We start from the raw sequence: 13,461 nt of genomic DNA, 5'->3' as shown, positions 1-13,461 counted from the left end.
TTCTGATCATGATTGCTCTATCGATTCCGGGACGACGATCGGTCAACGGCGCGCGCGAGTAGGGCGACACCGTCGCTGGAGAACAGGCTTCAAAGCACGACTGGCGCCATTAGCCAGACAGTAGAGGGCCACTACGGTCATGCACACGAAAGCGGTTCTAGCGCAGGCTGTCGTCGGGCAGAACGCCTTTCCGCCCGCGCGCTCGACTGTCAAATTGTCTGCAACAGACCTCAACAACCTGATGCAGGACCTCGACATCGACGTCATCGCGCTGACCGAGCTTCTGGTGCCCCGCAGCCATCGAGTCGAGATGGGAATGATCGACGCACCCGGGATCCACTACAACTTGAGTGGCGTCGGACACATCTCGATCAACGGCGGACCAAAGATACAGTTGAGCCCTCACTTGCTCATCATCGTGCCGCCAAACACGCCTTTCACGATCGAGGTTGACGGAGACGGCGGGCCACCGAAGCTCATTTCGAGAGACTGCTGGACGCGTCAAGAGGGCATCCTCCGCGTCGCGGTGCCAAACGAGCTCCCCGAAATTGTTCAGATATGCGGATTTTTTAACGCATCGTTCGGCCAGTCCGTGAGGCTGTTCGCAGACCTCCGGGAGCCGGTGATCGAGCAGTTCGAGCCCGCAGACAGGATCGATCTGAAGCTTCGCGAAGCCATGGACGAGCTGTTGCAGCAAGAGGTCGGCGTTGGAGCCATGACCGCGTCCCTGCTCAAGCAGATCATCGTCGCATTGGTGCGACGGTCCCTCAGATCATCCGAGCGCTGGACTGAGCGATTCTCGATACTTGCCGACAGGCAGCTCTCCCGCGCCTTTGCGGAAATGGTGGCGCGGCCTGGAGCCGGCCACTCGGTTCAAAGCTTGGCACACAGTGCGGGATTGAGCCGCTCGGCGTTCATGGCCCGATTCTCTGAAGTCTTTGGACGAACCCCGATGGCGATCCTGCGGGACTTGAGAATGCGCCAGGCTGCGATCGATTTGGCGACGACGACGACGTCGATCGACGTTGTTGCTCAAAATGCGGGGTACGAGAGCCGTTCAAGTTTCGCGCGCGCTTTTCGAAAAGCGTACGATCGAGATCCGAGCGACTATCGGCGGATGGCCAGGCATGACGATGCCCGGAAGGATATCTAGCCATCTCCCGCGCATACCCTCGCGGGCATGGGCGGGAGGCTGGTACCGTCGGGGTCGCCGGCTTTCAACAGAGCTCGCTAGGCCCGCTTGAGATCGTCGACCAGCATCGCCGTGGCGTGGCGCGCAAGCGCCTGGGTCGGAGCGTTGGTATTGCCGCTGGTGATGTTCGGCATGATCGAGGCGTCTATCACCCGCAGGCCCTCGACCCCGCGGACCCTGAGCCTCGCGTCGACCACCGCTTTCTCATCCTGCCCCATCCGGCACGTGCCGACCGGATGCCACATCGTCGTCACGACACGCTTCACCCACTCGCCGATCTCCGCATCCGACTGGACCTGCGAGCCAGGATCCATCTCTTGCTCAATCACCGACGCCAGCGACTCCTGGGCCATTACCTCACGGATCGCGCGCACCGATTGCACCGCGGCCCTCAGATCCTCCTCCTCGCCGACGAAGTTCGGGTTGATGAGGGGCATCGACGTCGGGTCACTATCGGCCAGGCGCACCCAGCCACGGCTCTTGGGCTGAAGCACCACGAGTTCGAAAGTGACGCCCGAGCGGTCGCCGGTCGGGCCGAGTTGCTCGTTCAAGATGATAGGGGCGTGATAACATTGGATCGTGGGGTCGGCGGCGAAGTCCGACGGATTCCAATGGGTAACTGTCTCGATACCGTTGCCCGAGGCCGGGCCATCCTTGGTGATGAGATAGCGCAGGCCGGCCTTGACGGTGCCGAGCCCCTGCGCGGCGGCCTGATAGCCCAGATCGCCCTTCACATAGGCACGAACGGGCACCATCGGGTGATCGTGAAGATTTTCGCCCACTCCCGGAGCATCGACGATCACCGCAATGCCGTGCTGCTGCAGTTGCCTGGCTGGTCCAATACCCGAGTGCATGAGAATCTTCGGGCTATGGACGGCCCCGGCCGACAGCACGACCTCGCCGGCCGTGATCCTCTCGAGATCGTTGCCCTTCATCTCGACACCGACAGCCCGCTCGTTTTCGATAAGAATCCGAACGACGGTCGTGCTGGTGAGGAGAGTGACGCGGCCTGAGACGAGGTGCGGACGCAGATAGGCGTCGACTGCACTGCACCGGCGCTGATTTCCGACCGTCGACTGCACCGGCGAGACACCGATCTGGCTCTCGCCGTTATAATCGGGATTATAGGGAATCCCATACTCCTGGAAGGCCTTGAGGCAATATTGGTTCAGCTCGTTGATGCCCTTCGGCAACTGCACCGCCAGACCACCATTGATGCCGTGATATTCGTCGTGGAAGGTGTCGTTGCGCTCCTGTGCCATGAAGACGGGAAGCAGGTCTTCATACGACCATTTACCGGTGTCGCCGACTGCATCTTGCCACGCGGCGAAGTCGCGTATCTGGCCACGCACATAGCACATCGCGTTGATCGAGGAGCCCCCGCCTAGCACCCTGCCCGAGCGATATGCTCGGCTCTTGCCGTGCTGGGGAACTGTGTCGTATTTCCAGACATGCCGGTCGTGAACCAGTATATTGGCGAAGCCCGCCGGAATGTGGATGAACGGATCGCGATCCATCTCGCCCGCTTCGATCAGCGCGATCGACGCATCGGTGTGTTCGGCGAGATAACTCGCGACCACGCAGCCGGCCGCACCCGCGCCGACAATGACGATGTCATATCTCTCTTGGGACATCTGTGTCTTTCTCTTTCGCAACCATTTTTTCGTCCGATCAACGCCTATAATCGGCGCCACGCTATCGCGGCGCTGATCAAGAGATTGAGCGGGCCTTGCCTTTGGAGGGTGATCTTGCAACCTCGGCGAGGGAAATCACCTCTCGCCATGGAGTCGATAGACGGTCGTTATCGTCACCCGCCGTACTCCACGGACGTTAGAGGATCTGGCCGCACCGCTCGAAGGCTTGCACCGCGCAAGCCTTCCACCCATCGACGTTCAAAAGGATGATCCGGTCCATGCCTCTAACGCGCCCATTCGGGACGAACGCCAGCGGACGAAACTTAGCAATGTCTCGCCCTCGATTGCATCATTGGCGCCTTCAACCAGCGGCGCGCCTGCCGAACTCCGAATGCATCGCAACCGGCTTCTCGGGCGCGTTCAGGACTGAGGTCGTGATCAGGACGGCGGCGGCGAGAACCCAGTAGTACCAGGCGTCAAGCCCGGCGAATTCGAAGGCAAACGGAGCAATGACAAACACCACCCCAACGGCCCGATCGACCCAAAGGTGCAACCAGTAGGGAATAATGCGCACGAGCCCGGTCGGATGGTCGGTCAGCGCGGCCAGCAGCAGGGCGGCCGCACCGGCGACAACCGAGAGCCACATCGCGGCCGGCCCGCTCTGGCCGAGCTTCAGGACGAACGGTGCCGCGATCAAGGCGATCGCAACGGGGTAGTCGATCAGGTAGGCGTGGATGGACTTGGTGATGAAGCGGAACGACATCGGAGACTCCTGCTGACTTGATTGCTCGAGCCGATTCTTGCGACGCGGAGAGCGGATGTATCCAAGAGAACGGCTACGCCGTCCCGTGCAACAGTCACTCAGCTCGGTTAGACAACTAGTAAGCAGGGACGCCAATCATTAGAAATGCCGGGTCGTTATCATTTCCATTCCACTCGCCCGGCGCGACGGACCACGATCTTCACGCCGTCCGAACAACGGCCGACCAGTCGCGAAGCCGTGCGACCTTGACGAAAGCGTCCAGCGCCGGCGAGTAGCGGCGCCCCTGCACTGTCAACAGCCGCACCTCCCGCGAGACCAGATCGCCTTCGAGCGGGATCGTCCTGAGCGTCGCGAGACGCGGCATGTGCTCGGGCGCGATGATCACACCGAAGCCAGCGGCAGCCAGATGTTGCACGTGCAAGTCATTGCTTCCGGAGTGCCCAAGATGGAATGGCCCCTCAGGGAAATACGACTGTTGAATCTTCGGGGTGATGTCGCATCCGGCGCGTTCCAGCAAGACGGTCTCACGGAGGTCATCGATGCCGAGCGAGGAATGATTTGCAAGCTCGTGTGTCGGCGCGAGTACCGCGACATAGCGCTCTTCGAACAGTGACCAATCGTCGATGCGGGCAGGCATGTCCTGCACTTCCCCGACCATTGCGGCGCTGATATCCCCCTTGAGCAAGAGGTCGACGAGCTTCTCAGCGGCCTCCTCGCGCAGCTCGACGTGAAGTCCAGGCACGAACTTCGCTGTCTCCGCAATCGGATCGAGGACGAGCGATGCAGAGATCGATGGGGCGAGGCCGATCTTCAGTGGCGCGACCTCCTTGCGTTGGAACTCCTGTGCCCTGCGGCGCACCGCCTCTGCCGAGGCCAGAGTGCGCTCCAGCATTGGAAGGACTGCCTTTCCAAGGTCGGTCAGCTGCGTCAGCCGGCGTTCGCGGTAGATCAACTGGCCGCCGAGTTCCTGCTCCAGCTTCTGTATTCCCTTGGTCAGGGCGGGTTGCGCAACGTTGCACTGCTCGGCAGCGCGGGTGAAGTTGAGCGTGGATGCCACAGCGAGGAAGTAGCGAACTTGATGAAGCTCCACGGTTGATCTCCGTCAAGTTGATGGAACACGATTGCCGATCCCTATCCGGACTAAGAGTGCCGTAATGCACATCAAATCCCGGTTCGGGCTGCGCCGAGCGGCCGATAACTGGGCGCATTGTAAGCTCGCTTAGTTAGAAAGGCGGCTTTCCAACGAGAACCTTGTTGAGCGCAGTCTGGCAGCTTGGGGTACTGCGGTCGATTGCACGCAGGTATTGTGCGGTTCGCTTGTCGCCGCCCGTTTTAAGCGTTCGCTTAGAAGCGATCGCGCGACGTGTCCGTTAGCCGGATGGGCACGTGAGGGAGGGAATCAACGGCGCGGCAAAACGCGGCAGACACAATTTGCGATTAGACGGCTGCGCTCGCACAACAGAGCTGACGACATGCCCCTTGAGGTCAGGAGCTTTGCGGTTGCTGGTGTCTTACCTTGAGAAGGTCCGCCATTCGGCTGAGCTCGGGAAGCGAACGCGCCTTCATCTTTCGCATCAGATTCACGCGATGTACCTTTACCGTGGATTCGGTGATGCCGATATCGTTGGCAACCTGCTTGTTCAGGCGACCGGCCACGACGCCGAGCATGACTTCACGCTCGCGGGAGCTGAGCGTGCCGAAGCGATCCTTGAGCGCGGCCAATGCGCTATCACTCTCGCGACGGGCGCGATCGCGATCGAGGCCGGCTTGAATGGCATCAAGCAAGTCCTGATCACGAAATGGCTTTGTGAGGAACTCGATCGCGCCGCCCTTCATTGCTTGCACGGTCATCGGTACGTCCGCGTGCGCCGTAATGAAGATGATCGGCACCTGCCTGTTTGCGGTGACAAGATCACGTTGAAGCTCAAGACCGCTTCGCCCCGGCATTCTCACATCGAGCACCAGGCAAGTGGGACCGTCCGGCGGATCGGCCTTGAGAAAATCTGAAACAGACGAAAATTGTCGGGCAGATAAGCCGACTGTCCGCAACAGCCGCACGACCGAGTCGCGAAACTCGGGATCGTCATCGATAACCAAGACACTGGGATCTGCCTCACCCATTCTCGGTAATCCTGCGTTGAGGAAGCACATTTTCCCTATTTCCGGCGTCATTCTACGCCCGATCTGTCGCGATGAACAATATCCGTCGCCTAAGCGGATAGCCAAAAGCCTAAGCCATAGCTTAGGAACGGCGGCCTTGCGCTATCGGGGAATGTCCGTGACATTAACTTGCATGCTGCGAGGTGTCGCCGTGCCGGTCGGTGGACGTGCCTGGAACCCGCAATGTTGAACCGTACAGTGATATCTATCGTCGACGACGACCAGCCCTATCGTGAGTCGATGCGGAAGCTCATAATGTTTCTGGGCTACATTGTCGAAGCGTTCCCGTCGGCGGCCGAGTTCCTGGCATCGCCTGTCTTGGCTGAAACCGCCTGCCTGATCACCGACGTCAGCATGCCCGGAATGACCGGACTCGAGTTGCACAGGCATTTGGTCGATGCAGGGTACCAGATCCCGACAATCCTCGTTACCGCCTACCCCGATGAGGTCATCAGGCATCAGGCTCTTAAAGACGGGGTTGCTTGCTACCTCAGCAAGCCGGTGGACGACGACCATCTCGAGCGATGCCTTCGTTGGGCTCTGCAGCCGGGCCGGCCCATTGAAGACAATTCATGAGTCGTCGTCCGCAGGCAGAGTGAACCGAAATACGGCTCCACGAGGTTCGTTTGCTTCTACCCACAACTTGCCCCCATGAGCGTGGATGATAGATCGGCATATCGACAACCCCATCCCTGTTCCGCTGGACTTCGTGGTGTAAAAGGCGTCGAAGATCCGATCCAAATGCTGCGCATCAATGCCCGGCCCCGAATCCCTTACGGCCACGAGGACGCCTGTCGGATCCTGCTCTGTGCCGATCAACAGCTCCCTTGCTCCATCTGCAACCAAGCTGATCGCCTCGACCGCGTTGAGAATCAGATTCAGCAAGACTTGCTGCAGCTGAATGCGATCACCCAGAACTGGAGGCAGTCCATCCACAAGCCGGGTTTTGACTGAAACCTCATTCCGATGTGTCACGCTCTGCGCCAATATGAGCACTTCGTTGATGGCCGCGTTGAGGTCAAAACACTCCTTCCGCGTTGGCGCTTTCTTGACGTGATCACGCATCCGTCCGACGATGTCCCTGGCCCGGTCCACGTCCCGGACGACACAACCGAGTGCTTCCCTGACCTCCCCCAGGTTTGGTGGATTCATTTCCAGAAAACGCACCCCCGCACGAGCATTGTTGCGAGCGGTCGCAATCGGATGCAGAATTTCGTGAGACAGCGAAGCTGCCAATTCCCCCATCATGCTCACGCGGTTGATGTGGGCGAAATCCAGCTCGAGCTGGCGCAGCTTTTCACGTTCCTCCTGTGCCAGCTTTCGTTCAGTCACATCGACGGTTGTGCTGATAACCTCAGCCAGCGTACCCCGGGGGGAAAACACGTGATAGCTGGTTCCTTCGACCCATTTGATCGTCCCATCCGGCAGGAGGAGTCTGAACTCGGTAATCAAATCTTTCTTCTGGTGCACGGCCCCCTGGACCGCGGCCCACACTCTGTCGCGGTCCTCCGGGTGAATGCGTTCCCACATACTTTGCCGGCTTGGAAGTCCTTGCAGCGGATCAAACCCCCAAATCCTGTAACTCTCATCCGACCAGTAGAGATAACGCATCGCTGTCGCGTCGTAGATCCAATTTCCGGTGCGGCTTAGCCTTTGTGCTTGGCTCAGCGCTTCCTCGGCCCGCTTGCGCTCCGTCAAGTCGAGTACGAATGCAAGGCCTTCGTCGCCTCCCTCCTTGAACAAAGCGGCGCCAATAAGCACGGGCACACGGCTGCCGTCTTTCCGAATATACTCCTTTTCGAAAGGCTGAACTCTCCCGGTCGAGCTCAGTTCTGCTTGAGTCAGCATGTCGCGCTCGCGCCATTCGGGCGGGGACAGCTCGGTCCAGCGCATACGGCCCGAAACCAAATCCTCGCGGTCATATCCCAAAATGCGTAGAAACGCGTCATTGGCTTCAAGAATTTGGCCTTCGCCGTCGGCGATGATGATTCCGATGATGTTGGCGTCGACCAAACGCCGAATCTTACCTTCGCGATCTGCGACGTCGCGATAGAGCCGCGAATTTTCCAGCGAGATCGCCGCCTGCGACGCGAGAACTTTCAGCACCGCGACGCGATCGGGTGTGAAGACGTAGGCCGCCAGGTTGTTCTCGAGGTAGAGCAAACCAGCAAGCGTGCCTTGTTTGAGCAACGGCAGGCAGAGAATTGAACGGGCGTGATGCTGATGAATGTACTTATCGGCAGAAAACGAGCTCGGAGCTGCAGCATCCTTGAGAAGAACGCTCTCTTTCGTCCGGATCACGTAGTGTAGGATGGACTCCGGCAGATCCGCGGCGGTTACAGTCGCTCGTCGCTGACCGACGGTCACCTTATTATTGCTTGTCGTAACTTCCGCCTCAATCCGATAGACATCACCTACCGCCAGAATCAACAGCCCTCGTTCGGCACCCGCGTGCTCAATCGCCGTACGCATAAGTGTGTCGACAAGTTTGTCTAGAACGATCTCGCCCGACACCGCTTGCGAGACTTTGATAACGGTAGCTAGATCCAGCTGTTCAACAGATGCTCCGATCGTGCTGGTGGATCCGGCAATCGGCTTCTCCTCTCCTAGGTGCGGATACAACTCGTCGAGTTGGCGTACCTTGCCGTCGGCTCCCCATCGGATGTACGCGGACCGCGCATCTTGCAGATAGGCATTCGCGATCTTCCTGAAGCCGCGTGCGGCATAAAAGCGTGCAGCGAGCTCGTTGGCGAGCGCCTCGTTGTGAACAAAACCATGCGTGTGTGCCGAGTGGATAGCATGTTCGTAAAGGTGCTCGGCATCAAGCGCACGACCCTCGATCCTGGCGACCTCAGCCCCGACGAGTGCGGTGCGATTCTCGAAGTTGTCCGGGCAAGCCGTCGCCCAGACCTCGAGCTGCCGGTGATGCACGGCGAGTGCCCTGACATGCTCCTGGCATCGGTCGGCCGCCGCGGGCTCGCAGAATGCAGCTCTGGAGAGCGCACTATAAAAGTGGTATTCCGCGCATTCGAAAAAGGACGCCGATGTCGGCTGCAGCTGTTGCGCCCTCAATGACGCCTCGAGGGCGCCGGCATAGTCGCCGGCAAAGAAGCGTGCCTGCAGCTTGCGGGTCCAATACGAGCCCGCTGCCAACGCAAGATCCGGGTTCCTACAGAAGCGAGACTCCAGCAGACGTTCGTCAAACTGACCGTCGTCAAAGCGACCGAAAATCGGCGTCAAGCCGCGGAGTGTCCGAATCAGCCCAAGCTGACCGGCGATTGAATCAACCGCAAAACCAAACCGCATGCTGCGCGCGAAGGTGAGACCATGCTCAACCTCGATTTGCACGTCATCGAGCGGATCGCCCGCCGCGAGAAGATACGTGTTCAGGTGGGTGTAGTAATATGCGGCAAAAGTCAGGTCGCCGATCTGGTTTGCGGTCTCGAACGCATGCCGCAGCAGATCACGGCCTTCCTGGACATGTCTCGTCCAGAACATGAGCAGATATCCAAAGTTCAAATAGGTCCTGGCCTGAAAGCGCCTTAACCCCCGCCGTTCGACCAGTTCATAGCCGAGACGGCCGAATCGAAGTCCCGCCTGATAGTCGCCGAATTCCGGTCCAGCAAGCCTGCCAAGCACCGCATAGGCGTAGCACGAGCCGTCGCAATTACCGCCCTCGAGACTAAGATTGACCGCCCGACAGATGACCATCGAACGCAACTTCGCATCAGTATAATGGGCAGGCGGCCCGAGCTTCGTCAGGACATCGAGGGTCGCGAGCGAAGTGGCATTGCTCATAAACGGCTGATCAATAAGACTTTCTATTGTGCGGCAGCCGAGTTGCGACCAGATCCGCTGATACTCGCGCCGAGCCTCGTCTTCCGTCGGGTGCGGCGACCAGTCGATGCCGAGGTGACGGAGATAGTCGAGACCGACTGCGATCGCACGGCTGCCCTGGTCCAGTGTCGTGTAAAGATCCACCTGCAGGCACGTGACGCGGGCTCGTTCGATCGTCGTTGCGGCTCGGGTTGACAGCGCCGCCAGCCGCTGCTCTGCCTCCGCCAGTGCACCAGTGAGGCACTCACATTCGGCCCGGTGCAGCTCGAGCTCAAAGATCAGGTCGCGACGGCGTTCCCAAGAGCCCGCAGGCAACAGGGCCGCGCCGGAGAGCAGATAGTTCAGCGCCGAGGTATACGCCGTCGAGGTCTTGGCGCGTCTACCTGCAATGAAATTCAACTCGGCGACCCGCTCAAGCTCCTCAATTGACGTGATAAGACGCGAGCCGCGGTTGAGCTGATTGACGATTTCGAAAATCGTCTCCTCCAGCTGTTCTGGAGGGGTTCGCGCTGCGAGCAGCATCCCTATTCGGAGGTGGGTTTCGGCGCGAGATTCTTCCGGAATCAAGGAGTAGGCCGCTTCATGAACACGGTCGTGCAGAAACGTGTAGGAACTGTCCGAACGAAAGATCAGCCCTGCTCGCACCGCTTCCCAAAGCTGGCCATGCATCTCCTCCTCGGAGCTCTGGTAGATGATCCGCAACATGGCGAACCCTGCGTCATTGCCCAGGCAGGCGAGCTTCTGCAACGCGTTCCGGGATTCGGCAGACAGGCGATTCAGCTTCCCAACCATTAGGTCCACGACATTGTCGGTGTAACCCTTGGCGTGAATGCGATTCAGGTCCCAACACCATCGTGCCTCGCCATAATCGAAAGTGAGCAATGCTTCGTCAACGAGCGCCGAAATGAACTGAATAGCAAAAAGCGGATTGCCGGTTGTCTTTTCGTGAATCAGCCGTGCCAGCGGCGCGATTCTCTCGGGTTCGCTGTGAACGCAATCCGCAATGAGTTGTCTGAGGTCTCCACCGGTTAGGGGGGCCAATTCGATGTCTTGCAATCGCGCTCCAGCCTGGCGCATCGCTTCGAGCTTGCGCATCAGCGGGTGGACGAGATCGACTTCGTTGCTGCGGTAAGCGCCAATCAACAACAGATTCCGCACATCCGGCCGGCTCAACAGATCGTCGAGCAAATCGAGCGTTGCTGCATCGAGCCACTGGAGATCGTCGAGGAACAGGGCGAGCGGGTGTTCCGGCCGCGCGAACACGCTGATGAATCGCCGGAACACCAGCTGAAAGCGGCCCTGCACATCCTGCGGCGACAATTCGGGGACCGGTGGCTGCTCGCCGATGATGTGCTTCAATTCCGGGACGAGATCAACAATGAGCCGGCCGTTCGGTTCGAGCGCCTTGAGCAGTGCCTCCCGCCATTGCCGCAGTTCCGCTTCGGTCTTGCTCAGCAGCGGGCGGATCAGGCTCTGGAAGGCCTGTGCAAGTGTGGCATAAGGAATGTCGCGCTTGTACTGGTCAAACTTGCCCGATGCAAAAAGGCCACGAAGCGAAACGAGCCGCTTCTGAAGCTCGTTGACGACTGTGGATTTGCCGACGCCAGAGTATCCGGAAACCAACATCAACTCCGGCCTGCCGCCGGCGGCGATACGATGGAAGGAAGCAAGCAGGGTATCGATCTCGGCAGTCCGACCATACAGTTTCTCGGGAATCAGCAGCCGGTCTGGAGTGTCGTGCTCCCCGAGCGGGAATTCGTTGATGTCGCGTCGGCCTTCCCATTCAGCTAGGCAACGCCGTAGATCGCTCTCGGCGCCGGCAGCTGTCTGGTAACGCTCCTCAGCCGTCTTGGCGAGCAGCGTCATAATGATCGCGGAGACGATGCCTGGGAGATTCGTTGACCACTCGCTGGGAGGCGCTGGTGATCTTGCAATATGGCAGTGCACCCACTCCATCGGGGCGGCCGCTGTGAAGGGCAGGACACCCGTGAGCATCTGATACAGCGTGACGCCGAGGGCGTAGAGATCGCTGCGGGTATCGACCGAGCGGTTCATCCGCCCGGTTTGTTCAGGCGCCATGTAGGCAAGCGTACCGGCGATGGTCTCGGGCGGTTCGGGAGCCTGCCGCTCGCGGGACAGGCGCGATGCGATACCAAACCCGGTGAGCCGCACCTCTCCATCTGCGCAGTCCACCATGATATTGGCTGGCTTGATGTCTTTGTGAATAAGCCCGCGCTGATGAAGCTTTCCCAGAGCCGAAGTGATAGCGACAGCCAGCCGCAAAAAGCGCCCTACATCCATGGGCGCACCGAGCAGATGGTCGAGCGGCACGCCGCCCGGATCATCGATCACCAACACGGTCCGACCGGCGTCACGTATGAGACCGAGCGGCCGTGCCGCCCATGCGCTATCGAGCTCATCCTTCAGCTCGTATTCGTGCGTGAGGCGATCGAGCCTTGAGCGCGACGGTTGGTCGGCGGCAGGAGCAACGAGCAGAACGGCGAGCCGGTTGCCATTGTCATCCAGTCGCCAGCCTCGGCTGAACACGCGCTCGCCGTCCGCCCACAACACCTGAGAGCTACCATGCGAGTACGCGACGTTCAGCAACTGCTGCACCATCTGTCAGATCCCGGCGTCGGGCTTCAGCTTGAAGTCGGCTAATCAAGCTCTCCGCGCAGCACGCACGCGGCCACTCGAGAAAGCGTACTCCATCGGTCCGGAAAAGCCAGTCGCCCCTCGGTCTTGCGGCTGGCAGGGTGGCACACGCGGACCAATAACCGCATGCCCGCTGACGCAGGGGAACCCGGGGCGGTTCACTCGGCTGCAGCCGCGGTCGTCTGATCCTTCTTGCCCTCGTTCTTTCCTTCCGCAAGGTTGCGCACCACCATGTAGAAGATCGGCGTGAAGATCAGGCCGAACAGCGTGACACCGAGCATCCCGAAGAACACGGCGACGCCGACCGCCTGACGCATCTCGGAACCCGAGCCGGTCGACACCACCAACGGCAGCACGCCGAGGATGAAGGCGAACGAGGTCATCAGGATCGGCCGCAGGCGGAGCCGGCAGGCCTCGATCACCGCGTCCAGCCGCGGCCGGCCCTCGAGCTCGATGTCGCGCGCGAATTCGACGATCAGGATCGCGTTCTTGGCCGCAAGCCCCACCAGCACCACGAAGCCGATCTGGGTCAGGATGTTGACGTCCTGGCCCATGATGCGCACGCCGATGGTGGCCGCGAACAGGCACATCGGCACGATCAGGATCACCGCGAACGGCAGCGTCCAGCTACCGTATTGAGCGGCCAGCACCAGATAGACGAAAAGCACGCAGATCGGGAACACGTAGAGGCCGGCATTGCCGCCCGTCACCTGCTGATAGGACAGATCGGTCCATTCGAAGGAGAAGCCCGACGGCAAGGTCTGGTCGGCGAGTTGCTTGATGGTGTTGAGCGCCGTCGTCGAGCTCACGCCCGGTGCCGGCTCACCCTGCAGTTCGGACGCCGAGTACAGATTATAGCGCGCAACGCGGTCGGGTCCCGAGACGTCCTTGAAGTCCACGATGCTGCCGAGCATCACCATGTCGCCGGCAACGTTGCGGGTACGCAACCGGGCAAGATCGGGGCTGTCCTTCCGGAACGGCAGGTCGGCCTGCGCGGTGACATGATAGGTGCGGCCGAACAGGTTGAAGTCGTTGACGTAGGTGGAGCCAAAATAGGTCTGGATCGTGTCGTTGATGTTGGCGATCGGAACGCCGAGCTTCTGCGCCTTGACGCGATCGATGTCGACGAACAGCTGCGGCGTGTTAGGGTCCAGACTCAATTGAGCCAATATGCGACGAGAGCGGCGAGATGAACAGCGGCCAAAAAATTACGGGCGAGC

7 protein-coding genes and 1 pseudogene are annotated in these 13,461 nt (G+C 60.0%); 2 read left to right on the top strand and 6 right to left on the bottom strand.

Going from position 1 to position 13,461, the window contains the following annotated elements:
• Window positions 1-139 precede the first annotated feature (139 nt).
• Window positions 140-1,153: a helix-turn-helix domain-containing protein gene (locus QJT82_RS33230; protein ID WP_028341948.1), complete on the top strand. Its 1,014-nt coding sequence runs from the start codon at window positions 140-142 to the stop codon at window positions 1,151-1,153.
• A gap of 77 nt (window positions 1,154-1,230) precedes the next feature.
• On the opposite strand, the gene QJT82_RS33225 is transcribed toward QJT82_RS33230, so the two are convergent.
• The 4 genes from QJT82_RS33225 to QJT82_RS33210 form a co-directional block, all read right to left on the bottom strand.
• Window positions 1,231-2,826 (bottom strand): GMC family oxidoreductase N-terminal domain-containing protein, encoded by a 1,596-nt coding sequence (locus tag QJT82_RS33225; protein ID WP_028341947.1) that lies wholly within the window; start codon window positions 2,824-2,826, stop codon window positions 1,231-1,233.
• Window positions 2,827-3,187: 361 nt separating this feature from the next.
• Window positions 3,188-3,589: a hypothetical protein gene (locus tag QJT82_RS33220; protein ID WP_028341946.1), complete on the bottom strand. Its 402-nt coding sequence runs from the start codon at window positions 3,587-3,589 to the stop codon at window positions 3,188-3,190.
• 199 nt (window positions 3,590-3,788) lie between these two features.
• Window positions 3,789-4,679, bottom strand: a complete 891-nt coding sequence (locus tag QJT82_RS33215; protein WP_028341945.1) for a LysR family transcriptional regulator — start codon at window positions 4,677-4,679, stop codon at window positions 3,789-3,791.
• A 395-nt stretch (window positions 4,680-5,074) separates the two neighbouring features.
• On the bottom strand, window positions 5,075-5,710 hold the full coding sequence (locus tag QJT82_RS33210; RefSeq protein WP_028341944.1) for a response regulator: 636 nt from the start codon (window positions 5,708-5,710) through the stop codon (window positions 5,075-5,077).
• 222 nt (window positions 5,711-5,932) lie between these two features.
• Here QJT82_RS33210 and QJT82_RS33205 point away from each other — a divergent pair, with 222 nt between their 5' ends.
• Complete coding sequence (locus QJT82_RS33205; protein ID WP_028341943.1) at window positions 5,933-6,325, top strand: response regulator; 393 nt, start codon at window positions 5,933-5,935, stop codon at window positions 6,323-6,325.
• Here the strand turns inward: QJT82_RS33205 and QJT82_RS33200 are convergent.
• Both QJT82_RS33200 and QJT82_RS33195 read right to left on the bottom strand, forming a co-directional pair.
• On the bottom strand, window positions 6,320-12,205 hold the full coding sequence (locus QJT82_RS33200; RefSeq protein ID WP_051447954.1) for an AAA family ATPase: 5,886 nt from the start codon (window positions 12,203-12,205) through the stop codon (window positions 6,320-6,322). The genes QJT82_RS33205 and QJT82_RS33200 overlap by 6 nt on opposite strands.
• A gap of 194 nt (window positions 12,206-12,399) precedes the next feature.
• A pseudogene (locus QJT82_RS33195) lies at window positions 12,400-13,386 on the bottom strand (efflux RND transporter permease subunit); the annotation flags it as partial.
• Window positions 13,387-13,461 lie beyond the last annotated feature (75 nt).

This window comes from Bradyrhizobium sp. Mp19 (assembly GCF_029952935.1).
Lineage (GTDB): Bacteria > Pseudomonadota > Alphaproteobacteria > Rhizobiales > Xanthobacteraceae > Bradyrhizobium > Bradyrhizobium elkanii.
Note: the sequence above shows the minus strand (reverse complement) of the source record. Positions and strands in the feature narration are given on the sequence as shown.